This window comes from Vibrio sp. sp1, assembly GCF_016920955.1.
In the GTDB taxonomy this organism is placed as follows: Bacteria; Pseudomonadota; Gammaproteobacteria; order Enterobacterales; family Vibrionaceae; genus Vibrio; species Vibrio alginolyticus.
On the sequence record NZ_CP060589.1, the window covers coordinates 281,436 to 306,762 of the forward strand.

Genomic DNA, 25,327 nt, shown 5'->3' on the forward strand with positions numbered 1-25,327 from the left:
TGCCAGCTGCATTAAGAATTATTCACCATCCAATCCGCGGATTGGCTTGATCGTCCCCCATCCTTTACAGGACGGACAATGCCAATAAAGGGAATGGGTAGAAAATCCACACTTCCGGCATCGGTAATGTGGTTTCACTTTTAACTGTTCACCCACCATCGCTTGTAGTGTTGATAGGCTGTCTTTCGCTCGACCATCTTCTGCTTCTGCAATGTGGTAGTCAATTAAACGGTAGAAGCCCTTCATGGTTGGGTTTTTCAGCAATTGTTTCGTCAGTAACTCTTGAGCAGCCCCAACGTTCTCGTGATGAGCAACTAATTGAGCCAACATCAACTCGGCTGATACGCCTGCTTTCTTATCAATACAAGCTCGCAGAAACTCGACAAGTTCATCTTCCTGACCCAGATGATGATAGCATTCTGCAATAGTTGGCAAGACATCACTGATAAAGTCTTTATCTTGCTCAAGTACCCCTGTCAGATATTTGATGGTGTGCTTATAGTCTTCAGACTCTAGATAAATTCGTCCCAAAGCAATACTTGCTCGAACACACTTCGGGTCTTCCGCTAACGCTTTTTTAAAATGCTGTATTGCCTTATTAGTATTCCCATCAGCTTGGTCGAGCATGGCTATTTCACACCAAAAATGGGCAATATTTGCACGCATCCTTGAGCGTTTATTACCTAACTTAGCCAATTGGTTCGCGTAATAAATCGCCTTTTCCCATTCTCGTGTTTGCTGATAAATGGTCACTAATTGTTGAAGAGCCGCCTCTTTGTAATCTGGCTCTTCGACTAACTGTTCAAAGATTTTCTCTGCACGATCAAGAAAACCAGAGACCATGTAGTCTTTCGCTAACTGTTGAAGGGCGAGGTTCTTTTGGTCCAGTGTTAAGCCTGAACGAGAAATAAGATTTTGGTGAATTCTGATTGCGCGGTCGACTTCACCACGAGACCGGAACAGGTTACCCAACGCAAGGTGAGTATCGATGGTCTCGTTATCAACTTGGAGCAATTCAATAAAGTGATCGACAGCCTTATCTGATTGGTCAGAGAGCAGCAGATTAAGACCCGTCATATACTGACGAGAGATTTGATGAGATTGCTTCTGCTTGTCTTGCTGAGCGCTGCGATGCCCCATATACCAGCCATACGCAGCAGCTATAGGCAACAACAAGAAGAGTAGTTCAAGCATTAAAGTTAAGCCTTATCCTTATGCCTGTTTTTCAATGGCTGGCTTATCAGCAGCGTTGTTTGATTCAGTTGGTTCGTACTTTTTCAGTTTTTTCTTTAAACGACGGACCTGTAGCTGAGTTTTCAGTTGGATGCTACCAAAGATAACCCACGCTAAAGCAAAGCCAACCACAAATACTACACCTAATAGCGTAGATAAGTGGAACTCTCCTTTTGCTAGAAGATAGTTAAAAGTCACGAGCTCTTGGTTTTGGGAACCTAACGCCAATGCAATTAAAAAGAGAGCTAAAACAGCAACGATTTTTATAATTTTCATGTTACATCACCCTTCTAGGAGTAAGTCGGTAAGATTATGCAGGAAAATGCTTCTTCAGACTACGTATATTAGCAATAATCTATACCCAAGTAACCTCAAGATGCTTAGTTTGTAGACATGCTTAGAAGTTAAAGTTATTTGGGTATAGAAAGCAGCAAGGAAAACGGCTGAATCCACAATTAGATTAGTAAACGATCTTGGATGTATGACTAACTTGGATACATTACAAAAAAGCGGCATACACAAACGTATGCCGCTTTTTTCAAACTAATAAGAGTGCATTAACCAATATTTACACGCTCACGAAGTTCTTTACCAGGTTTGAAATGTGGAACGTATTTACCTTCCAATTCCACTTTATCGCCCGTTTTAGGGTTACGACCTACGCGAGGCTCGCGGTAATGAAGAGAAAAACTACCAAAGCCACGGATCTCGATACGGTCACCGCTCTCTAGTGTAGAGGCCATGTGCTCTAAAATATCTTTTACAGCATCCTCTACCTCTTTCGCTGATAAGTGTGTTTGCTCAGCGCAGAGTCTTTCAATCAGTTCAGACTTAGTCATAGTTGCCCTCTTTGAGTATCTTTATCACTTATTATAGTAAGTAATACTAATTCCAACAAACACTTGCTGACAATTCTAGACAAATTTTATGCAAAATGCGCAATGAAGAAATGCCTTTTATTAAGATAGTTTACTGTCATTAGTATTACTACTTAAATATGACCAAATATAAAAAAGGAGCCTTGCGGCTCCTTTTTTGCTTAAGCGAGTATATTATTCGCCTTTAGCAGCTTTGAAAGCGTCAGCCATTGCGTTACCGAATGCATTGTCATCTTGCTTGTTGATAGATGCCATTGCTTCTTGCTCGTCAGCTTCGTCTTTAGCTTTGATAGATAGGTTGATTACGCGGTTCTTACGGTCTACACCAGTGAACTTCGCTTCAACAACATCACCAGCGCTTAGGATTAGAGAAGCATCTTCTACGCGATCGCGTGATACTTCAGAAGCACGGATGTAACCTTCAACGCCTTCTGCGATTTCAACAGTAGCGCCTTTAGCGTCAACAGCAGTTACAGTAGCGTTAACTAGAACACCTTTCTTGTTGTCAGCAACGTAAGCATTGAATGGGTCATTTTCCATTTGCTTGATGCCTAGAGAGATGCGCTCACGCTCAGCGTCTACTGCTAGAACAACTGCAGAGATCTCGTCGCCTTTCTTGTACTCACGTACAGCTTCTTCGCCAGCAACATTCCAAGAAATGTCAGATAGGTGAACTAGACCGTCGATGCCGCCTTCTAGACCGATGAAGATACCGAAGTCAGTGATAGACTTGATCTTACCAGTAACTTTGTCGCCTTTAGCTTGTGCTTCAGCGAATGACTGCCATGGGTTAGCTTTACACTGTTTCAGACCTAGAGAGATACGACGACGTTCTTCGTCGATTTCAAGAACCATAACCTCAACTTCGTCGCCAACATTAACAACTTTAGAAGGGTGGATGTTCTTGTTAGTCCAATCCATTTCTGAAACGTGAACTAGACCTTCAACGCCTTCTTCGATTTCAACGAAGCAGCCGTAGTCAGTTAGGTTAGTTACGCGACCAGTTAGTTTGTGACCTTCTGGGTAACGCTTAGCGATTGCTACCCATGGATCTTCGCCTAGTTGCTTAAGACCTAGTGATACGCGAGTACGCTCACGGTCGAACTTAAGAACTTTAACTTGGATCTCGTCACCAACGTTAACGATTTCAGATGGGTGCTTAACGCGCTTCCAAGCCATATCAGTGATATGTAGAAGACCGTCAACGCCACCTAGGTCAACGAACGCACCGTAGTCAGTAAGGTTCTTAACGATACCTTTAACTTCAGAACCTTCTTGTAGAGTTTCTAGAAGCTCGTCACGCTCAACGCTGTTCTCTGATTCGATAACTGCACGACGTGAAACAACTACGTTGTTACGTTTTTGGTCAAGTTTGATAACTTTGAACTCTAGCTCTTTGTTTTCTAGGTGAGCAGTGTCGCGGATTGGACGTACGTCTACTAGAGAGCCAGGAAGGAAAGCACGGATACCGTTTAGTTCAACAGTGAAACCGCCTTTAACTTTACCGTTGATGATACCAACAACAGTTTCAGCTTCTTCGTAAGCTTTCTCAAGTACGATCCAAGCTTCGTGACGCTTAGCTTTCTCACGAGAAAGTTGAGTTTCACCGAAACCATCTTCAACAGCGTCTAGAGCTACGTCTACTTCAGCGCCAACTTCTACTTCAAGTTCGCCAGCAGCGTTCTTGAACTGTTCAGCAGGGATAGCAGATTCAGACTTAAGACCAGCGTCAACAAGAACGAAACCGTTCTCGATAGCTACTACAGTACCTTTAACGATGCTGCCTTGTTGGAATTCTGTTTCGTTTAGAAACTCTTCAAAGAGTTGAGCAAAAGATTCAGTCATTTAATTAATCTTCAATAAATTAAACTTCCACGGGTATCCTACCGCATGGGGTTATTAAATTCGCCAGTCATCATCCTTGCGACCAACGCTCTTAGCCTAGTCGAGTATTATTACTCAGCTAGCTTCGATTCGATATATTGTAGTGCCTTTTCTACTACTTCGTCGATACTCATCAACGTAGAATCTAGCACAAGCGCATCCTCAGCAGGGCGTAATGGCGCCACTGGGCGGTTACGATCTCGGTCGTCACGCTCTTGGATCTCGCTTAAAAGGTCAGCAAATCTAACATCTAACCCTTTCTCTTGCAACTGTTTAAGGCGTCGATTTGCACGCTCTTCAGCACTCGCATCAAGGAAGATTTTTGCTTGCGCACTCGGGAATACAATTGTGCCCATATCACGACCATCAGCAACCAGACCCGGAGCGGTCTCAAATGCACGCTGACGACGTAGTAATGCTTCACGAACACGTGGCAAAGCCGCAACTTTAGATGCTGCCATGCCTGTTTCTTCTTTGCGAAGCTCCCCTGACACGTCTTCGCCTTCTAGAATGACCTTAACTAAGTCACCTTCCGCGATAAATTGAACGTCTAGGTGGGTTGCTAGTGGGACAAGAGCATCTTCTGACTCGGTGTCGACACCGTGGTGAATCGCAGCGAGTGCAAGTACACGATAAATTGCGCCAGAATCTAAGAGTTGGAAACCCAACTTTTTCGCCAGCAACATACATAAAGTGCCTTTACCTGCACCACTAGGTCCATCTACGGTTACAACCGGAGTTTGAGAGGACATGTTCTTCTCCACCAATAGTTTCTTTTCAGCAATTTGCTCGGTTTTCGAGGCGCACATTATACGGGTAATCAGTCTTTGGAGCGAGGAAAAATGTCGTGTAAAGCATTACACCTAATGCGTAATTGGATTCATCAATAAACATAAAGTTCAACAAAAACGGCGAGGGCTTCCGCCCTCGCCGTTTTAAATGTCATGAACTTAAGCTCGATTAAACAATCGGCTTTTGACCACGCTCAGCTAACTTTAAAATCACACTATCAGCGACTTTACCCGCCACACCTGCTAGCTTGTCGGCCAGTTTTTTCTTTTGTACATAATGCACAGAAAGTACAGTTTTATCTTTGCATGCTGCAACAACGATATCATCAGATGTACTAATGTCATCCACCAAACCAAGCTCTTTCGCTTGTGTACCGAACCAGTGCTCACCAGTGGCTACTTTGTCTAGGTCCAAACTAGGACGACGCTCACGGATGAAGTCTTTAAACAAGACATGTGTTTCTTCAAGTTCTTGCTTAAACTTATCGCGCGCTTTATCGGTATTCTCACCGAACATCGTTAGCGTGCGTTTATATTCACCCGCTGTTAGTTGTTCGTACTCAATGTCATGTTTCTTCAACAGTTTGTTGAAGTTAGGAATTTGTGCGATAACGCCAATAGACCCCACAATTGCAAATGGTGCAGAAACAATCTTATCTGCTACACATGCCATCATGTAACCGCCACTTGCCGCAACTTTGTCAACAGAGATGATCAGAGGAAGACCCGCAGCTTTGATTCGGTCCAGTTGAGAAGAGGCAAGGCCGTAACCATGAACCATACCACCGCCAGACTCTAAGCGAAGTAACACTTCATCACCTTCACGTGCGACAGCCAAAATAGCGGTGATTTCTTCACGTAGAGACGCGACTTCTTTTGCGTCTATGCTACCGTTGAAATCAAGAACAAATAGGTGTGGTTCACGCTTGCTATCTAATGAACCGTCTTTGCTCGCTTGTTTGATTTCTTTCTCGCGAGATTTGTTCTTCTCTTTTTCTTCTTTCTTGACGGCTTTATCTCGAGCCTTGATGAAAGCATCGTCATGCAAATGATGCTCTAACTGCTCAACAGATTGTTTGTGTTGCTCTGAAAGGTTGGTAATCTCTAACTCCCCTTTCGCCGCACCCGATTTGCCACCAGCCGATTTTGCAATAATGAGCAGAACAATTATCGCAGCAACCACCGTGATAATTTTGGCCAGAAACAGACCATAATCTAATAAAAATTCCAACGAGAGCTCCTTTATCTCATTTCAGATGACGTTAGTATGTTACGCAGAAACATCAGCGAGAAGGCAGCGCGGTTTGTAACCACTTGTTCTGATTGATAGCATACCTAACGAAAGTTCTGGAATTGGTATAACACATGAATTGGTGTATTGTAACCATCTTGTCACGATTACCAAGATTTTCCATTGAGAAACAGGCGTTTTTTAGCGTCAATTAACTATCATGGACCCTCTTACAATAATAAGGATTTATCGCCGTGAACTACTCCGTTTCAGCTGATGCTCTAAAAGGTAAAGTCATTCTTGTTACTGGCGCTGGTAATGGCATCGGCCGTCAAGCCGCGCTTTCTTATGCCGAGCACGGTGCAACTGTTATTCTCTTGGGTAGAAATGTGCAAAACCTTGAATCTATCTATGATGAGATTGAAGCTGCTGGCTATCCACAAGCTGCTATCATTCCATTGGATCTCAAGGGTGCAACTCAGCAGAATTACATTGATATGGCAGAGACAATCGAAGGACAGTTTGGTCGCTTGGATGGTCTATTACACAACGCAGGTGTCTTGAGTTCGCTGTGTCCATTTGATCAAATCAAAGAGGAAGACTTCGACGATATCATGCAGATCAACGTGAAAGCCGAAGTGCTAATGACTCAAGCACTACTGCCTGTGATGCGTAAATCAGAAGCTGGGCGTATTATCTTTACCTCTTCAACCGTCGGCCACTCTGGCCGCGCATTCTGGGGGCCATACGCTATCTCTAAATTTGCCGTAGAAGGCATGATGCAAGTTTTGGCTGACGAGCTGAGTGATACACCGATCCGCGTTAACGCAATTAACCCTGGTGCCACTCGTACTCGCATGCGTGAAAAAGCATATCCGGGTGAAGATGCGAATACTCTCAAAACGCCACTGGATATCATGCCGCTATATTTGCACTTAATGGATCCTGCGGTTACCGATGTGAACGGTCAGTGCATCGACGCTCAACCGAAGCGTAAATAACTCATTCAGGTTACCTCACATAATCGATTGAAAAGGCAGCAAACGCTGCCTTTTTTCATTTCTCTCTTCATAAAAATCTTGCGACTTTCTCCCACAGAAATATACTGTATATATATACAGGTATTTATTATGCAAGATATTATTCAGAACTTAAAAAGCCAACACCTTGTTTGGCAAGCAAATTTAACGAAAGCAGATCCTCAGCAGTTGCAGACTAGTTCCGGTTTTTCTGAATTAGATGATTTGCTCGGCGGAGGCTTTCCACCTCATGGCGTAGTGGAGATGGAATCTATTGGTAGTATTGGTGAATTGCGTTTGCTCGCTCCCTATTTAAAAGCCACTCAGACCAATGGTGTGACCGCATTTATTCAACCACCTGCGCTAGTGAATTCTCTGTTTTTACACTACATCGGGTTGGATATAAACCAAGTGTGGGTCGTTACTCCAACTCACCCCAAAGACGCTCTTTGGGCTGCAGAGCAATGTCTGAAAAGTGGGGTATGCAGTAATGTTTTGTTATGGCAAGAAGAGCTTGAAATACATCAAGTGAAACGCTTACAGGTAGCAAGTGAACAAGGGAGTTGCCCTCTCTTTATGCTTAAAACAGATACTATCAACCGCTTGTCTTTGCCTGTGTCACTCAGTTTAAAACTGAAAGGCGACGAGCAAGGGATTCATGTTGAAGTGCTGAAAAGGAAAGGAGGCTGGAATAGAGGTAGCGTTAGTATCGGATTCCAACACCATTACCCGCAACTGGTGAAACCATCATCTGAAACTGTGCACTCGACTGTGGTCAACTTCCCACTGGCGAACCAAGGTTAGTGATATGTCTCTGTGGATTTACTTGCACTTCCCTCGCCTGCAGCTAGACGCACTCTTTGGTGATAACCAAGAACAACCCGTGGTGATTGTCGAAAGCCAACGTTGCCAGATTATTCAATACAACGAGATTGCCGAACAACAAGGCATTAAGCCTGGTATGGGCTTAGGCAGTGCTGCGTCCTTGTGTCGAGATTTACAAGTGCATCCTTATCATCCACAAACCGAATTAAATAAATTACAAGAGGTAGCTCAGTGGTTGTATTTGATCACATCTGACGTTGTGTTGATGCCAAACCAAGGTATTTTACTGCGTGCTACTCCAATGCTCGCTCTGTATGAAGGGCTTGAAAACTATTGGAATAAAGTCAGAGCTCACTTATCGGAGCTGAAACTGAGTTTTCAATTCGGATGTGGTTTTTCGCCTTTTGCTGCCAAATTGATGGCAATATCAGGAGCGAACGTCATCAGTGAAGACAAATCTACCATACAAAAAGTCCTATCACCATTACCGTTAACACTGGCAGATTTATCAAGCGCTACAGTAGAGAAGTTACAACGTGTAGGCGTCACCACATTGCAAAACCTGCTTGAACTGCCATTGCAAGACATCGCACGACGCTTTGATATCGATTTGGTGAACTACGTTGGTCGACTGACTGGGCAGTTTAAACACCCTGTCGACCTTTATCACCCTACCGAATCCTTCCGAGTTTATTTAGAGCTGTTGTTTGAGATCGAAAACGTTCAGTGGATTGAAAAACCGTTGGCCAAATTACTTCGTCAACTCGAAACCTTTCTTAAATTAAGAGATAAGGTCGCTTTTGAACTGTGTTTAACACTCCACCAGCGTGAGAAACAAGAGCAACACCTTCAACTCACTTCTGCGCAAGGTGATTACCTATGTCAGCGTTGGCAACAGTTAGCGAGTTTAAGCTTAGAATCACTCTCGCTTAATGGCCCAGTCACAGGGCTAACGTTAAAAGTCATCCGTCAAGGTGAGCCTCTTAGTGCATCACGCGATCTCTTTGCTGGGCAGAAAGGAAACATGAATGCTTTAGAGCTGCTCTCTTTACTGCAAGCTAAATTGGGAAAAAGTGCCGTTTTAAAACCCAATATTGCTTGCGATCCTAGACCAGAAAAGGCCAGTCAGTATCGCCCTGCTGATGCTCCGGATGAAAAGGGGCACGCCATACCATCCATACTACGCCCCGCAATGCAATTACCGACTCCCATTGTATTGCAAGAGCAAGTTTCTTTGGTCCACGGACCTGAGCGAATAGTTTCTGGGTGGTGGGATGGTGATGAGATCATGCGTGATTACTACATTGCACACACCAAGCAAGGCCGCTGGTTATGGATATTTCGCGATCAGCACAAGCACTGGTTTCTTCATGGCTATTTTTGTTAAATCGACAGTTATTTTTGTTGGGTCATTATGAGTTACGCGGAACTATTTTGTCAGTCTAACTTCTCTTTTTTGACTGGGGCTTCTCATGCAGAAGAGCTGGTACTCCAAGCTGCTTTCTATCGCTATCAAGCTCTAGCTATAACGGATGAATGTTCAGTCGCGGGCGTTGTCAAAGCCCATGCGACCATCGAACAACATAAACTCGATATCAAACAAATCGTTGGAAGTATGTTTTGGTTAAATGATGAATGCCAAATCGTACTGCTTTGCCCTTGTCGCAAGGCTTATGCCGAGTTGTGTCGTATCATCACAAACGCAAGGAGACGCAGTGAAAAAGGCAACTATCAACTGTTCGAATGGGATTTGATGTCGGTTCGACATTGTTTGGTATTGTGGCTGCCCACACATCAAGAGAGTGATCACTATTGGGGGCGCTGGCTCAATCAACACCACGCTAATCGTTTGTGGGTAGCGATTCAGCGCCATTTGAGTAACAACGATACTGAGTACATTGCGCACTGCGAGCAGTTAGCACATGAATTTCAATTACCTATAACTGCCTGCGGAGGCGTTCTCATGCATGATGTTGAACGCTTGCCATTACAGCATGTACTTACTGCTATAAAGCATGGGTGTAGCGTCGATAAACTCGGTTTTGACCGTATTTCGAATACTGAGCGAGCGCTTCGTCCTTTTAAAAAGTTGATTCGGATTTACAAACCAGAATGGCTGGAAGAAAGTACTTACATCGCCGATTTATGCGAGTTTAAGCTCTCCGATTTAAAATACGAATATCCTACCGAGCTGATCCCAGATGGTTATACACCCGACTCTTACTTACGTATGTTGGTCGAACGCGGTAAAAAGCTGCGTTTTCCTGAAGGCGTGCCAGCAGAAGTCAATCAAACCATCGAGAATGAACTGGCGCTTATTCAAGAGCTGAAATACCACTACTACTTCCTTACTATTCACGACATCGTAATGTTCGCGAAACAGCAAGGCATTCTTTACCAAGGGCGAGGTTCCGCTGCAAACTCTGTGGTGTGTTATTGCCTGGAAATTACCGCCGTCGATCCTCGACAAATCGCTGTCTTATTCGAACGATTTATCAGTAAAGAACGTAAGGAACCGCCGGATATTGATGTGGACTTTGAACACGAGCGCCGTGAAGAAGTTATCCAGTATATTTACAAAAAATATGGCCGTGAGCGTGCAGCACTTGCTGCAACAGTGATCAGCTATCGCTTTAAAAGTGCCGTGCGTGAAGTCGGTAAAGCACTAGGGATTGAAGAGACCCAATTAGATTTTTTCATTAAGAACGTTAATCGCCGAGATCGCAGCCAAGGCTGGCAAGCTCAAATTATTGAACTTGGCTTACAACCAGAATCTCTCAAAGGGCAGCAGTTTATCCAATTGGTCAACGAGATCATTGGCTTCCCACGCCATTTATCTCAGCACGTAGGTGGCTTTGTAATTTCATCTGGCCCTTTATATGAGTTGGTACCTGTTGAAAATGCCTCGATGGAAGATCGCACTATCATTCAATGGGATAAAGACGATTTAGAAAGCTTGAAGCTACTAAAAGTCGATGTACTCGCACTCGGCATGTTAAACGCCATCAAAAAGTGCTTTCAACTGGTCGAGAAACATCACCAGCGATCCCTCTCGATTTCCGAGATCACTCGCCGACAAGATGATCCACACGTGTACCGCATGATCCAAAAAGCTGACACGATAGGCGTATTCCAAATTGAATCTCGTGCACAAATGAGCATGCTTCCTCGCCTAAAGCCTGCTTGTTATTACGACTTAGTGATTCAAATTGCAATTGTTCGTCCAGGCCCTATTCAGGGTGATATGGTGCATCCTTTTTTAAAACGACGAGATCACAAAGAGCCTGTCAGTTATCCATCGGAAGAAGTAAAAAGCGTTCTGGAGCGGACTATGGGCGTCCCTATTTTCCAAGAGCAAGTCATCAAGCTAGCCATGGTAGCCGCAGGGTTTAGCGGCGGCGAGGCCGATCAACTCCGTCGAGCGATGGCATCATGGAAAAAGAATGGCGATCTCGCTAAATTCAGACCAAAACTGATCAATGGTATGCAAGAGAGAGGTTATGACTTAGCGTTTGCTGAGCGCATTTTCGATCAGATTTGCGGCTTTGGTGAGTACGGCTTCCCTGAAAGTCATTCAGCGTCTTTCGCAGTGCTGGCATATTGTTCTGCATGGTTAAAATATTATTACCCAGCCGAATTTTACACTGCATTATTGAACAGCCAACCAATGGGATTTTATAGCCCATCGCAATTAGTACAAGATGCTCGCCGACATGGCGTCGAAGTATTGCCGGTGTGCGTCAATCATTCAAAATATCAACATCATCTCGTCTCACGTCCGAATGGCAGGCTCGGCGTGCAACTTGGTTTTCGCTTGGTGAAAGGCTTTAACGCAGAAAGCGCACAAAGGCTTATTGAGCGCAAACCACTTAATGGTTACCGATCGATTCAAGAAGTAAAGCAGATATTAAGAAGCCGAAGTGACATTGAATTATTGGCTTCAGCCAATGCATTTCAGGCCTTATCGGGAAATCGTTATAACGCTCGCTGGGCAGCAATGGATTCCTTATCTGACCTACCATTGTTTCACAAGGTCGAAGAACCCAATGTTAGCTACCAGACTCAACCCTCTGAATATGAAAATTTAATTGAGGATTACGCAAGCACGGGACTATCTCTTAGCCGCCATCCAATTAAATTATTAGAAGAAACGGGCAAACTCCCTCACTTTACCCGCATGAGGCAACTGACAGAGAAACCGCATAAGTCACTGGTCACAGTGGTAGGTGTGGTAACAGGAAGACAATCTCCAGGCACCGCCGCTGGCGTGACATTTTTTACGTTAGAAGATGACACGGGCAACATTAATGTGGTCGTTTGGCAAGCGACAGCACGAGCCCAAAAGCAAGCGTATTTAGGCGCTAAAGTATTAATGGTGAAAGGCATTCTTGAAAAAGAGGGAGAAGTCACACACGTTATTGCTGGCAAGTTGATGGATTGCACGCACTACTTGAACAATCTACAAAGTAAATCTCGGGATTTCCATTAGTACAGAGGAATTAAGGAGAGAAATGTTAAAAATCAGAGAGAGGTGCGCTCCCTCTGATTTCACTAGATCTAATCATGCACTTTTAGAAAGCATCTGGCGTAATCGGTCTTGAGCAACTTCAACCAGCAGATCCGGTTGGAATTTAGATATAAAGCGATCACAGCCTACTTTTTGTACCATGGCTTCATTAAAACTACCGCTCAGAGAAGTGTTCAATGTGATAAACAACTTAGACATACGTGGATCTTGGCGCACTTCATGGGTCAGTTTATAACCGTCCATTTCAGGCATTTCAGCATCCGTAATCATCATCAACAGCTCTTTTTCTACATCTTTACCTTCATCACACCAACGTTTTAAAACCGTTAACGCTTCTAGCCCGTCACGGCACTCGATGATATTCATACCCAATTGAGAAAGCGTATCGCGAACTTGATTACGAGCTGTAGAGGAATCATCCACAATCAGAACATTACGCCCGACCATTGCTTGGGCCAATTCTTGATCGAGAATGTCCTCCGAGATAGTCACGTCGTAATGTACGATCTCTGCTAAAACTTTTTCAACGTCAATAATTTCGACAATTTGAGAGGCATCCCCCTCTTTGATTTGCGTGATAGCCGTGAGGTAATTCGAGCGACCAGACGTGGAAGGAGGCGGCTGAATTTCAGTCCATGCCGTATTAATAATGTTTTTAACCGGACCGACTAAGAAGCCCTGCACCGTGCGGTTGTACTCTGTCACGATCAAATTTTCTTCTTCCGCTTCACCACGTAAAGCAGGAAAACCAATTGCGCCTCGTAAATCAATCACTGGTACCGCTTCACCTCGTAGAGAAGCAACCCCACGAATATTGTAGTGCGATCCAGGGAGCTTGGTTAACGGTGGAAGCTTGATGACCTCTTTCACTTTGAACACATTAATCGCAAATAATTGGCGACTATTTAAAGTGAACAGCAGAAGCTCTAGTCGATTTTCACCAACCAAGTTTGTACGCTGGTCAACCGTATTTAACACTCCGGACATACTACTACCTAAATTATGGATAATTCTTATTTTACTCGAAATCAGTACAGACACAGCAAGGTTATATAACCAAATAACCTTAAAATATTTGGCTTTTCGAGCACAGCTTTAAAGTACAACAGTTTTAGCGTATTACTTCTCTTTGCATCAGACGCAAAGTCACGCAGCACATTGAAAGCCATTTTGTTTATTTACTTGAGCTTTTTAGGAAATTACATGAATGGCGCAGATATAGCAATGCAACATAACTCAAATTCCCATTCTAGTAATAGGCGATCAAAAAGGGTGAGCCGTTAAGTCTCACCCTAAATCACCTACAAATGTAGTCTCAACAGCCAGGCACATCATCATGTTAAAAAGTACTTAACCTTCCACAACCTTCATCAATAGTTGACCATCGTACAACGCTTGCTTAATCAACGCGGCACCAGGCATTGTGGCTTGCTTATAGAAACGAGACTCCACCAGCTCAAGATCTTGGTGATAAACAGGTAAACTCTGCTCTTCGATACAGCGACGAACCGCAGGATAAAGCACATCTTTTGCTTGGTTAATCACACCACCGATCAAGATTTTCTCAGGGTTAAATAAGTTGATCACAATAGCAATTGCAGAGCCTAAGTAGCCTCCAAGTTTTTCAATCACATCGACGGCCAAAGGATCACCGTTTGCAGCGGCTTCACAAATGCTCTCAATACTCATTTCTTCTTGTTTAGCAAGAATAGAGTCTTCGCCATCAGCGATTCGTCTTACGACTTCTTCACGAATTGCCTGAGAACTGGCAACGGTTTCCAAACAGCCAATATTGCCGCAATGACAACGTTTTCCATTTGGGTCAATTTGAATATGCCCGAGTTCACCAATGTTACCGTGACGGCCTTGCAAAACGCGCCCATCCAGAATGATGCCCGCACCTAAACCGTGGTGGATAGAGATAAGAACGGAGTTGTCATTATCTTGAGAATGACCAAAAAGCTTTTCTGCTAATGCCCAAGCTCGCGTGTCATTGGCAATGAAAACTGGCAAGCCTGTTGCTTTGTATATCTCTGGTCCAAGAGCAAGATTTTCGACATTGTAATGAGGCATCTGCAAAACGACACCTTGCTCTGAGTTCACGAGACCAGGCAGCGTAAGGGCAATACTGGTAACACGATCAAGTTGATCCGCGTAAGTCTGAAAGAATTCATCAATTTCGTAAAGCAGGCGCTCAAGCACATCGTCTTGATCAAGCTCGTGTAGCTCGATTTTAGTATCGATCAGTACATCACCGCCTAACTCATGCAAAGCAATGGTTAAATAACCTCGCCCCAAACGCATTGACAAAAATTGCCAGCCTTCATTATTGACCTGCAAACCGACAGCAGGTCGACCACGACTCGTCGCTTCTTGTACTGTCGTTTCATGAATCAAGTGCGCTTCAATTAATTCTCGAGTGATTTTGGTGATACTAGCAGGAGCAAGCTCACTCTGCTTGGACAAATCAATTCGAGAAATAGGACCTTTTAGGTCAATTAGTTTATATACACGACCAGCATTGACCTGTTTGATATGATCAATATGGCCCGGTTGAGCCATGTACATCTTGCACTCCGAAATTCTATAACGGGACAATTTTTTTACTTTGCGAACTAATTGTGAAGTGAATTAATAAATCCCCGTGACAAGCATCACGTATAAACCTGTTTGTTTGTGTATTCAATCAAATAACGAAGAATCTACTCCTGTTAAATTGTTTGAAAAATAACTTATTTTTATTCACTAAATTATGAAGTAATGCCTTTAAAGCAGCGTATTTTTATCAATAAGGCCATTGCCTGTCGAATATCTGTCTGTTTTACCGGGGTTACTCTTAATGTAAACATTCTGTGCATATACTTATATTCAAGTAGCTTTAAGGTGTGGGCTCAGCAACGAGGCTAACCTTGAGAGCGATTGCGTAAAGTAAGGATAGAGTTCAAGTTACCTTTACACACACATTCATCGGAGAATCTATGACTTCCAAATTAAGACGAACAAAAATTGTCACTACGCTGGGTCCTTCAACGGATAAGGACAATATACTTGAGGAGATCATCAAAGCCGGTGCAAACGTTGTCCGTATGAATTTTTCACATGGAACCAGTGAAGACCACATTCAACGTGCGAACAAAGTCCGTACCATTGCAGCAAGACTTGGGCGTCAGGTTGCAATTCTTGGTGATTTACAAGGCCCTAAAATCCGTGTATCAACGTTTAAAGACGGCCAAGTCATTTTGAATGTGGGCGATAAATTCACATTAGATAGTGATTTACCAAAAGGTGAAGGCAATCAAGAATCTGTAGGGTTAGATTATAAAGAACTACCGCAAGATGTTTCACCAAATGACATTTTATTACTCGATGATGGACGCGTTCAGCTGCAAGTTACCAAAGTAGAGGGTAATAAAGTTCATACTCGTGTGATTGTCGGTGGTCCACTGTCCAACAATAAAGGGATCAACAAAAAAGGCGGCGGATTGTCAGCCGATGCGCTCACAGAGAAAGATAAAGCCGACATTCTTACCGCCGCAGCAATTCAAGTAGACTACCTTGCTATTTCATTCCCACGTAACGGCGAAGACATGCATTACGCTCGACGCTTAGCCAGAGATGCAGGCCTTGAAGCTATGTTAGTGGCTAAAGTCGAACGAGCAGAAACCGTCGCGACCAATGAGTCTATTGACGACATTATTCTCGCATCCGATGTGGTGATGGTTGCACGTGGTGACCTTGGTGTAGAAATCGGTGACCCTGAGCTCATAGGTGTCCAGAAAAAACTGATTCGCCGCGCACGCAGTTTAAACCGTATCGTGATTACTGCGACACAAATGATGGAGTCCATGATTACTAGCCCAATGCCAACGCGTGCTGAAGTGATGGATGTGGCCAATGCGGTTCTAGACGGCACTGACGCGGTGATGCTTTCTGGAGAGACCGCTGCAGGTAAATATCCTGTAGAAACGGTCAAATCCATGGCCGAAGTATGTGTGGGGGCAGAAAAAATGTCGGAGGCAAGTCTATCAACCTATCGCTTAGATAGAACCTTCGAAACCGCTGAAGAAACCATCGCAATGGCAACCATGTACTCTGCGAATCACATGGAAGGAATTAAAGCGATGATCTCGTTAACTGAGTCCGGCAGGACTGCGTTGATGATGTCTCGCTTAAGCTCTGGCTTGCCAATATTTGCCTTATCACGGAATGAATCGACACTAAATCGAGCAGCATTATACCGAGGCGTGACACCTGTATATTTCGAGTCAAAAAGTGATGCGGGTTTACCAACGGCTCAAGCAGCGATTACTAGCCTTAAAGAGCAAGGGTTCTTGCACAAAGGTGATTTAGTCATTATTACTCAAGGCGATGTAATGGATGTTGTGGGCTCAACCAACTGCATGCGCATTCTACAAGCGTAGTCGTTATACCTAACCGGAGTTAACCACAAGAACCGCAAATAAGGCTCCGAAAATGGAGCCTTATTTATATGCTTTGTATATTGCGCACATCGTGAACGTAAGAAGGTTTATGCACTCTCTCTACCATCAATTTCAACATCCAGCTGGTCATAGAGTTGAACTAGGTTAAACCCAGCTTGAAGCCCAAATTGATAGTCATGCTCTAGTGACTCTTGGTCACTTAACAAAGAAGAAGAACGAAGTCCCTCTTTAGGCGCAACTTGTAAAATAAAAGTGTCGTCAGGTGGAGCAGATATAAAGGCCTGAGTGAGCTCAAATGTTTGATAATGAATCATCAGCATGTCGGCTAAACCTGAATCAAAATTCTCACCAATCAGATGACTTAAACGATACAAGTTATCGGCACCGAACAACCAACGACCTCCATTTAACAGCATTTTCCCTGCAAGCTTCGATTGATGTGCTGCATTAATTTTTTGTTGGAAGAACGACGCCCAATCCAGCTTCCACTGATTCACTTTTTGCTGCCATGATTGCTGTACTGAGTTGATAGACTCCCGATACCATTCGACAGGCACATCCCCCACTTCACTTTGGGCTCTCGCTTCAATCTCTGAAAACGGCTCTGTGCGAATGACAATAATGTTGCGAGCATTCTGACGCCACGCTTCTTGTACAGGGATAGAGGCAGACACGCCGCCATCCACAAACTTATTGCCATTTACGTCGACAGGTCCGTGGTACAACTTGGGAATCGCACATGTCGCTAGCATAGTGTTAAACCACGAGTCATCCAAGATTGGTAGATATTGATCTGATAGCGTCTCTATATTCGTTACCGCAGCAAACGCTCCTCGTTTTCCCAATGCACTGCGACCTAAATCAAGGTCAAGCTTGTATGGGAAATCTTGAATCCGTTCTAATGCCCACTCTAAACCTAAGTACTGCTGCTTTCGGATATAGCGAAACAGATTAAAAAATTCAGGAGACGTTGTCAGCTCGGTAATAAAAGCTTTGCCCATGCCATGTTGACGACACAAGTAAGAACATAAGTTGAGTGCTCCGGCAGAGGTGCCATAGAATTCATCGAAAGGATCGAAGTTGGAAAGTAAAAAGGCGTCTAAAACGCCAGCGGTAAAAATCCCTCTCTGCCCTCCACCTTGCGTGACTAAAGCAGTTTTACCATGCCTAAAGTGCTCATAAACTTTTACATCAAGCTCTGCATGGCTTTCTGTGATTATACCGCTGTTACGTATCATAGGCTCACGCCATTTTGTTAAAACGTTTGGTAAAAGTGGTTATCTTAAGCTGTTGTAATAGCAATGATGCCAAATGACAAAAGCACTGCAAAAACAGTCACCACAATGATTAATGCGGATTTTAGATCGTGTTCCATAAACACCTCCTTAATATGTAACAAATTAATAACACCGGTGTGAAATATGTTCAAGATTTGCTTAATTTAGTCGCGCAATTTTGACTAACCCATCACAATTAGCTTAGTCATAATAAGGAGATAGGGCATGAACCAAAAACTCAGCTGGCTAGTAGGAATCATGATGATGAGTACTGCTATCAATGCACAAGCGAATATCATCGTTACGCCATACATAGGCTATACAGGAGGCGGCCAAGTAGAGGATGAAAGTGGTAATACATACGCTCTCGACCCCGCAGTGAATTACGCTCTTTCAGTCGAGACTCCCTTAGAAAAAGGAAGGATCGGATTGTTTTACTCCAATCAATCGACGGAACTTGAAAAGCTGTCCAACTCGGCAGATATACATTATCTGCACTTCCAAAGCAGCATGTACTATCCTGTCGCAGAAAATTGGCAAACCTATATCGGTGTAGGTTTGGGCGCTTCTTATGCCGATGTGGATTGGGTAGACAAAAAATACGGATTTTCGGCTAGCGCTTTTGCAGGGCTGGAATATGAATTTTCAAAGAACTTTGCATTAACGGCCCAACTGAGATGGTTAGGAACGGTCGTTGATAACGATACATCTGGCGCCTGTACTCTACCTAATGACGGCTCAAACTGTATCATTAAGTTCGATACTGATTGGATGAACCAATTCCAATCAAATGTCGGTTTTAGTTTCCGCTTCTAATTTTTATGCATGTTCCTTTGTAGGACTCGTCACAAAGAACGCTGAACGAGTCCTGCACAGAGCCGATAAAGGATATCGTCTAAACACCATTGTTTGGCAAAGTAACGAAGCATCATCTAGATAGGTGCACAAAAGATAGCCGTACGCCCTAATTCATCAAAATAGTCTTAAACACCAAAGCAATTATTAGATCCCAGTTATTTATTCCAGACAAACAACCAACCACCCACACAAAACCACAATCAAACTCAAATTTAACAAGATTAAAACCAGACAACGCATCTGAATTAACATTTAGATTCTATTGCGCTAAGTATTATTAGAAGTTAGTCTGATCAGTGAAAACAGATAAATATTTCAGTTTTATCAAACACACATCAAAATTTTAAGATTAATAATCTACTTTCTCTTACAGTAGCCAGAATATAGCTCTATAAAATTATAAAAAGTTAGAATTAAGGATAGAAAAGCTGATGGATAACAGCGGTCCTTTCTTCCAACTGTTTGCGCAATTATTACTGTGTTACGTAGAGAGCTTCATTCCTCAGGGAGTCTTATAGGAGTCAAATATGAAGCGAGAACAATGGGGATCCCGGGCGGGATTCATCTTAGCAGCAGTTGGGTCTGCTATCGGTTTGGGAAACATTTGGCGTTTCCCATACATGGCCTATGAAAACGGTGGCGGCGCATTTTTTATTCCTTACATTTTTGCCATGATCACTGCCGGTATTCCATTTATGATCCTTGAGTTCAGTATGGGACAAAAATACCGAGGCTCGGCACCAAAAACACTAGCGAAAATTCATTCTAAATTTGAATGGCTTGGCTGGTTCCAAGTTGGTGTGGCTGCAGTTATTGCCGTTTACTATGTGGCTGTTATCGGTTGGTCGATTTCTTACTTTGGGTTGTCGTTCACTCAAGGTTGGGGAACCGATACCAACGCATTTTTCTTTAGTGAATACCTAAAGCTAGGTGACAACTCACCAACAGACTTAGGCAGTATTCAATGGAAGATTGCTTTATCCATGGTAATTGCTTGGGCAATTACTTACACCGCTATTGCCAAAGGCGTGAAATCAGGAATTGAACGAGCATCTAAAATTATGATGCCAATCCTATTCTTGATGGTGATTTTCTTAATCGGACGTATGATTTTCTTGCCAGGAGCTCTAGATGGCGTGAACTACATGTTCGAACCCGATTTCAGCAAAATTTGGGATGTGAAAGTATGGGCAGCGGCATATGGTCAGATCTTCTTTACGTTAAGTATCGGCTTCGCCATCATGCTAGCTTACTCTAGCTACCTACCAGAAAAGTCGGACATAACGAATAACGCGTTTATGACCGTGTTGATCAACTGTGGCTTCTCGATCCTAGCCGGCATCATGATCTTCTCAGTATTGGGTTACATGGCTCAAGAGCAAGGTAAGCCGTTAACAGAGGTGGTATCTGCAGGCGTTGGCTTGGCTTTTGTTACTTTACCTGCGGCAATTAACCTACTACCTGCCCCATATATTCTTGGTCCACTGTTCTTCTTTGCACTGGTGGTTGCTGGTCTAAGTTCGCATATTTCAATTATGGAAGCCGTAACTTCAGCCATTATCGACAAGCTGAAGTGGAGCCGTAAAAAAGCTGCAAATGTTGTGATTGGTATTGGCTTCGTTGTCTCTATGGCGTTTGCTACCAATGGCGGTCTGCTGCTACTCGATCTAGTAGACCACTTTGCAAACAACGTTGGCATCATGGTTGGTGGTCTGGTTGAGATTGTCTTGATGGCGTGGCTATTGAAGCGCGTGCCAGAAGTACGTAATTACGTTAACGAGCGCTCTGATTTCTCTGTTGGTCAATGGTTCGAGATCTGCTTACGCTTCGTTACACCAATCATGCTCGCCATTATCTTAGCGACCAAGCTATACGCCCTAATTACTGAAGGCTACGGTGGCTATGATCTAACTTTAGGCTGGGCACTTATCGCCGCACTCTTTATCTTTGGTCTAGTGATCAACGCAGTGAACCGCAAGGAGACAGCAAAATGACAATCAGCGCAATTATTATGATGGTTATTGGTTTAGGTATCACTTGGGGCGGCGCTGCCGTTTGCATCAAGCGAGCCATGGATAAACAATAACAGTATTGCATTCCAAACAAAAAACGCCGGTATTTACCGGCGTTTTTTTATGTTTCTTTTATTCTAGAAACTGTACTTGATGCCAACGGCGCCGCCAAGTTGCAAGTCAGCACCTTTGTAAAGATCTAGCTCTGGGTGTATTTGACCATAAAGGTCCCAGCCGCGTGATAAATCCCAGTTCACACCAAGTGGTACTCTCACACCAAACTCGTCATCCCATTCATACCAGCCACCAACGCCGACATACCAAGTCACAGGCATGTTTTGATCGAATGTTCCACGCTTAGCGATGTAATCAAACGCCATACCATCGTTTCCGATAATGCCACGATATTTGTTATCTAACTCTACAACAACACTTAATTGTTGATCGACAGCCATACCAACTGATAGATCCGTTGGTTCGCTTGCCGCCATTGCCGTACTAGAAACTAGTCCCAAAACTAAAATGAATTTGTTCTTCATACACGTTATCAATTATTCAAAAAAACATTATTCGCTATTCAAACATAATGGCATATCAATATGTCAACGATGGGTAAGCTCGATGTATGAAAAAGCTGACAAAAGTAAAGATGAGTTTAGGATCACACTAAAAAGGAACTGTCAGTTAATAAAATAGGAACTAAAAAAGGAGGCCGAAGCCTCCTTTTATGCATTACTATGAATGACTGCGATTAACCGTGGTTACGAATCCACTCATCCATTTCAGTTTTTAGGTTATCAGACTTAGTACCGAAGATAGCCTGTACACCACCAGCTACAACTACAACACCAGCAGCGCCTAGTTGTTTTAGCTTGTCTTGGTCAACAGCTGCTGTATCTGCAACTGCTACACGTAGACGTGTGATACATGCATCTAGACCAGTAATGTTAGCTTTACCGCCAAACGCTGCAACCAGTTCACCGCCCATATCAGAGCCAGAAGTTACAGCTGCACTTTCCGTTTCATCTTCACGGCCAGGTGTTTTTAGGTCAAGCGCTGTGATTACACCACGGAACACTACGTAGTAAATTACTGCGTAAACTAGACCAACGGCAATCATTAGCACCATCTTCTGAGCGTTACCAGATAGAACTAGGAAGTCGATCAGACCGTGAGAGAAAGAAGTACCGTGTACAAAGCCTAGAGTGTTCGAAACGATGTATGCAGAACCAGCTAGTAGAGCGTGGATACCGTATAGTAGTGGAGCAACGAATAGGAATGAGAATTCGATTGGCTCAGTAATACCAGTTAGGAATGAAGTCAGTGCAGCTGACGCCATGATACCCATTACTTTTGCACGGTTTTCTGGTTTAGCACAATGAGCAATTGCGATTGCTGCAGCTGGTAGACCGAACATCTTGAACATGTAACCACCCGCTAGCTGACCGAAGCCATTACCAGCAGCACGAGATGCTTCATCAGCAACTAGGTAACAAGTTAGTACACCATTTTGAGCTTCACCGGCAGCGTTAACACAAGAACCTGCTTCGAAGAAGAACGGTACGTTCCATACGTGGTGTAGACCGAATGGGATTAGAGAACGCTCAACAACACCGTAGATACCGAATGCTAGCTGTGGGTTTTGGTGTGCAGCCCAATCAGAGAATGCAGAAATTGCACCGCCAATTGGTGGCCAGATAACAGAAAGGATAACACCTAGGATGATCGCAGCAAAACCAGTGATGATTGGCACTGCGCGCTTACCAGCGAAGAAGCCAAGGTACTCTGGAAGTTGGATTTTGAAGAAACGGTTGAATGCCCAAGCAGCCACACCACCGACAAGGATACCACCTAGTACACCTGTATCGATTTTCTCAACACCCATAACGCCCGCCATTACACCTAGCGTTGCCGTCATGATGCCGTAACCAACGATAGCTGCAAGACCTGCAACACCGTCGTTGTTAGTGAAGCCTAGAGCTACACCTACTGCAAATAGAAGTGCCATTTGGCCGAATACTGAACCACCAGCTTGTTCCATAAGATTAGAAACGATTTCTGGAATAAAGCTTAGATGGGCAGCACCCACACCTAATAAAATACCTGCAACTGGTAAAACTGATACTGGAAGCATCAGAGCCTTACCAACTTTTTGCAGGTTAGCAAAAAGGTTCTTAAACATGTTTATGCTCCTGATAAATTTATAAGTATTATTTGGGCACTAACGGCACACCCCCGTAGCCTAAAGGTTAGCACCCAATGAAAATGTAACCACAACTGCATTATATTTTCCGGCTCTAAATATATATTGATGACCCTCAAACTTTCCACACAGTTACGAAATTTAGTTTCAAAACAAGTCTTGGATCACACCCAAAAACAGCCGATGAAAAGGTTTGCATTGCATTTATGTTACTGTTTTATAAGGAATTAATTATTTATATAATTAATTTTAAGGCGTAAATAAAATACGCCTCAATGTTATTTTTAGTAACAAAATTACATTTGTGATTTTTGAATGTTATTAAATCAACATTTTTAGTAAACATTAAACTCGTGAGCGTATCTGTTGTTTTTATCAACAAAAAAGGAGCCTAAGCTCCTTTTTTATGCTCTTATTATTTTTTTATCGCAAAAAAAGATTTCGGAAGTTTTCGGTGGTTTTTTGTGCCACTTCAGAAAGAGAGCACGATTTGAGTTGCGCAATATAAGAAGCGACTTCGACAACGTAAGCGGGTTGATTCTCTTTGCCACGATGAGGGACAGGAGCCAAGTAAGGAGAATCTGTCTCAATAAGAAGCTTCTCTAAAGGTAGAGTCTTCACCACTTCTTTTAACTCTGTAGCTTGACGGAAAGTAACAATCCCCGAGATAGAAATATAAAACCCCAGCTCCAGTGCAGCTTCAGCAAATGGAAGATCTTCTGTAAAACAGTGGATAACACCACCACATTTCTCTGCCCCACCCTTACGCAAAATATCTAGAGTATCCGCACGTGCGTTTCTGGTATGGATAATTAAAGGTTTGTTGAGCTCCACTGCAAGATCAACGTGTTGCTCAAAGCGCTCTTTCTGTAACGCGGCCGTTTCGGGCTTGTAATGATAATCTAAACCCGTTTCGCCAATAGCGACGACTTTTGCATTCGACGCATGGTGGCGCAATACGTCCATCGAAAAGTCGCTTTCAACATCAAGTGGGTGCACACCGCACGAAGCATAAACATTGTCATAAGGCTCGATCATTTCCATCATTTTCGGGAAAGAATCCAGCGTTACTCCAACAGAAAGTAGTTCAGTTACGTTTGCTTGTTTAGCTTTGTTAATAACGTCTTCCACATTGATGTGGAGATCGTCGTAATTCAATTTGTCTAAATGACAATGAGAATCTACGAACATAATGCCTCTCGTGATTCAATTAACCAATTCATTGATAGTAGCTCAAGGTTCAGGCCAGGAAAGGCTTGCACCTGAGCTTTTAGGTTCATCAGCGCCTTCGCTGATGAGTACAAACCGTTATAGTTGTCCGGTTGAAACTTTGTCGCGCCCGGAAGCATTTGAGCTTCTGATACACCAAACTGCGCTTTCTGAGCATCTGTCAGTAAATACCATGCCCAGTCTAGTGATTGCTCTGAGTGTTTAGCGATTAAAGAAGCACACTCAGAAACGTCTGAAACAGGCGAAGACATTGCCTTAATAAAACTGCGTTCAAAAGCCAAGTAAGCTTCGAGCTCACCATTATTTAACGCATCCAATGTTTTTATTGGAGAGCCCATATTCAGTTTTAAGGCATAAGCAGGAACTTGCTTCGCCCCTTGTTCGTGCATCCATTTCATCGCTTGTTCCGCTGACGGAGGCGCAACAACCCAGTGTTGGCAACGGCTACGAATCGTTGGGAGCAGACGCTCCTGATTGTGGGTAACGAGCAAAAACAAGCACTTTGCCCCAGGCTCTTCTAGCGTCTTTAACAGCGCATTCGATGCCGACTCGTTCATAGAGTCCGCCGGTTCTATTACAAATAGGCGGCAACCATTAAGCTGAGATGATTCCTGAGCAAGACGGTTACAAGCGCGAATTTGGTCCACCGTTATCGCCTTTCCTTCTTTCTCTGGCTTGATCCAGTGTAAATCAGGGTGGTTTTGAGATTGATTTAGCTGGCAGCTATGACAAAAACCGCATGCTTCACTCGCGTAATTTTGGCAAAGAAGTGCTTGGCTAAAAAACTCGATAAGTTTTTCGATGCCCAAGCCCTGCTCGCTTTGTAATAAAAGCGCACCTGGTATTCTGTCCGACTCTAACCCTACTTTGAGGTTATCCCATATTGGCTGTAGCCATGGATAATCATTTAACATGA

General features: G+C 43.5%; 22 protein-coding genes. 8 read left to right on the plus strand and 14 right to left on the minus strand.

The window, feature by feature from the left end; genetic code table 11:
• Window positions 1-18: 18 nt before the first annotated feature.
• From lapB to sohB, 6 genes are all read right to left on the minus strand, one after another.
• Window positions 19-1,194 carry a lipopolysaccharide assembly protein LapB gene (gene lapB, locus H9L11_RS01340; RefSeq protein WP_005376665.1) on the minus strand — a complete coding sequence of 392 codons (1,176 nt, stop codon included), beginning with the start codon at window positions 1,192-1,194 and terminating at the stop codon, window positions 19-21.
• Window positions 1,195-1,212: 18 nt separating this feature from the next.
• Window positions 1,213-1,509: a lipopolysaccharide assembly protein LapA domain-containing protein gene (locus H9L11_RS01345; protein WP_005376663.1), complete on the minus strand. Its 297-nt coding sequence runs from the start codon at window positions 1,507-1,509 to the stop codon at window positions 1,213-1,215.
• Window positions 1,510-1,790: 281 nt separating this feature from the next.
• Entirely contained in the window at window positions 1,791-2,072 is a 282-nt protein-coding gene (ihfB, locus tag H9L11_RS01350; protein WP_005385816.1) for an integration host factor subunit beta, read from the minus strand.
• 213 nt (window positions 2,073-2,285) lie between these two features.
• Window positions 2,286-3,956, minus strand: a complete 1,671-nt coding sequence (rpsA, locus tag H9L11_RS01355) for a 30S ribosomal protein S1 (RefSeq protein ID WP_005385817.1) — start codon at window positions 3,954-3,956, stop codon at window positions 2,286-2,288.
• 110 nt (window positions 3,957-4,066) lie between these two features.
• Window positions 4,067-4,747, minus strand: coding sequence for a (d)CMP kinase (gene cmk, locus H9L11_RS01360; protein ID WP_172563546.1), 681 nt, complete (start codon window positions 4,745-4,747; stop codon window positions 4,067-4,069).
• Window positions 4,748-4,955: 208 nt separating this feature from the next.
• Window positions 4,956-6,017, minus strand: coding sequence for a protease SohB (sohB, locus tag H9L11_RS01365; RefSeq protein WP_025767232.1), 1,062 nt, complete (start codon window positions 6,015-6,017; stop codon window positions 4,956-4,958).
• A 254-nt stretch (window positions 6,018-6,271) separates the two neighbouring features.
• On the opposite strand from sohB, the gene H9L11_RS01370 reads away from it, so the two are divergent.
• The 4 genes from H9L11_RS01370 to H9L11_RS01385 all read left to right on the plus strand — a co-directional run bounded on the left by H9L11_RS01370 (window position 6,272) and on the right by H9L11_RS01385 (window position 12,350).
• Window positions 6,272-7,018: a YciK family oxidoreductase gene (locus H9L11_RS01370; protein WP_005372980.1), complete on the plus strand. Its 747-nt coding sequence runs from the start codon at window positions 6,272-6,274 to the stop codon at window positions 7,016-7,018.
• Window positions 7,019-7,147: 129 nt separating this feature from the next.
• A complete protein-coding gene (gene imuA, locus H9L11_RS01375) occupies window positions 7,148-7,840 on the plus strand; it encodes a translesion DNA synthesis-associated protein ImuA (RefSeq protein WP_017821660.1) in 693 nt (230 codons plus the stop codon).
• A gap of 4 nt (window positions 7,841-7,844) precedes the next feature.
• Window positions 7,845-9,248 (plus strand): DNA polymerase Y family protein, encoded by a 1,404-nt coding sequence (locus tag H9L11_RS01380; protein WP_047103405.1) that lies wholly within the window; start codon window positions 7,845-7,847, stop codon window positions 9,246-9,248.
• A gap of 27 nt (window positions 9,249-9,275) precedes the next feature.
• Window positions 9,276-12,350 (plus strand): error-prone DNA polymerase, encoded by a 3,075-nt coding sequence (locus H9L11_RS01385; RefSeq protein ID WP_064368639.1) that lies wholly within the window; start codon window positions 9,276-9,278, stop codon window positions 12,348-12,350.
• A 72-nt stretch (window positions 12,351-12,422) separates the two neighbouring features.
• On the opposite strand, the gene H9L11_RS01390 is transcribed toward H9L11_RS01385, so the two are convergent.
• Together H9L11_RS01390 and H9L11_RS01395 are read right to left on the minus strand one after the other, a co-directional pair.
• Window positions 12,423-13,376, minus strand: a complete 954-nt coding sequence (locus H9L11_RS01390; RefSeq protein ID WP_005372976.1) for a chemotaxis protein CheV — start codon at window positions 13,374-13,376, stop codon at window positions 12,423-12,425.
• 363 nt (window positions 13,377-13,739) lie between these two features.
• Window positions 13,740-14,957 (minus strand): ROK family protein, encoded by a 1,218-nt coding sequence (locus H9L11_RS01395; protein ID WP_205390955.1) that lies wholly within the window; start codon window positions 14,955-14,957, stop codon window positions 13,740-13,742.
• 410 nt (window positions 14,958-15,367) lie between these two features.
• Between H9L11_RS01395 and pyk the strand changes: the two genes are divergently transcribed.
• Window positions 15,368-16,810, plus strand: coding sequence for a pyruvate kinase (gene pyk / locus H9L11_RS01400; protein ID WP_005372972.1), 1,443 nt, complete (start codon window positions 15,368-15,370; stop codon window positions 16,808-16,810).
• A gap of 107 nt (window positions 16,811-16,917) precedes the next feature.
• Here the strand turns inward: pyk and H9L11_RS01405 are convergent, their stop codons facing one another.
• Window positions 16,918-18,069, minus strand: a complete 1,152-nt coding sequence (locus H9L11_RS01405; protein ID WP_205390956.1) for a patatin-like phospholipase family protein — start codon at window positions 18,067-18,069, stop codon at window positions 16,918-16,920.
• Window positions 18,070-18,113: 44 nt separating this feature from the next.
• Entirely contained in the window at window positions 18,114-18,206 is a 93-nt protein-coding gene (locus H9L11_RS01410; protein ID WP_005372970.1) for a YnhF family membrane protein, read from the minus strand.
• A 127-nt stretch (window positions 18,207-18,333) separates the two neighbouring features.
• Between H9L11_RS01410 and H9L11_RS01415 the strand changes: the two genes are divergently transcribed.
• The 3 genes from H9L11_RS01415 to H9L11_RS01425 all read left to right on the plus strand — a co-directional run bounded on the left by H9L11_RS01415 (window position 18,334) and on the right by H9L11_RS01425 (window position 21,052).
• Complete coding sequence (locus H9L11_RS01415; protein WP_053349626.1) at window positions 18,334-18,924, plus strand: outer membrane beta-barrel protein; 591 nt, start codon at window positions 18,334-18,336, stop codon at window positions 18,922-18,924.
• Window positions 18,925-19,493: 569 nt separating this feature from the next.
• Window positions 19,494-20,960 carry a sodium-dependent transporter gene (locus tag H9L11_RS01420; RefSeq protein ID WP_005372966.1) on the plus strand — a complete coding sequence of 489 codons (1,467 nt, stop codon included), beginning with the start codon at window positions 19,494-19,496 and terminating at the stop codon, window positions 20,958-20,960.
• Window positions 20,957-21,052, plus strand: coding sequence for a MetS family NSS transporter small subunit (locus tag H9L11_RS01425; protein ID WP_005372963.1), 96 nt, complete (start codon window positions 20,957-20,959; stop codon window positions 21,050-21,052). Before H9L11_RS01420 ends, H9L11_RS01425 begins: the two co-directional genes overlap by 4 nt.
• Window positions 21,053-21,115: 63 nt before the next feature.
• Here H9L11_RS01425 and H9L11_RS01430 read toward each other — a convergent pair whose 3' ends face one another.
• From H9L11_RS01430 to H9L11_RS01445, 4 genes are all read right to left on the minus strand, one after another.
• Complete coding sequence (locus tag H9L11_RS01430) at window positions 21,116-21,517, minus strand: hypothetical protein (RefSeq protein ID WP_005372960.1); 402 nt, start codon at window positions 21,515-21,517, stop codon at window positions 21,116-21,118.
• Between the two features lie 212 nt (window positions 21,518-21,729).
• On the minus strand, window positions 21,730-23,160 hold the full coding sequence (gene ptsG / locus H9L11_RS01435; protein WP_005372959.1) for a PTS glucose transporter subunit IIBC: 1,431 nt from the start codon (window positions 23,158-23,160) through the stop codon (window positions 21,730-21,732).
• A gap of 444 nt (window positions 23,161-23,604) precedes the next feature.
• Complete coding sequence (locus tag H9L11_RS01440; RefSeq protein WP_005372957.1) at window positions 23,605-24,372, minus strand: YchF/TatD family DNA exonuclease; 768 nt, start codon at window positions 24,370-24,372, stop codon at window positions 23,605-23,607.
• Window positions 24,363-25,325, minus strand: coding sequence for a DNA polymerase III subunit delta' (locus tag H9L11_RS01445; RefSeq protein ID WP_205390957.1), 963 nt, complete (start codon window positions 25,323-25,325; stop codon window positions 24,363-24,365). Before H9L11_RS01445 ends, H9L11_RS01440 begins: the two co-directional genes overlap by 10 nt.
• Window positions 25,326-25,327 lie beyond the last annotated feature (2 nt).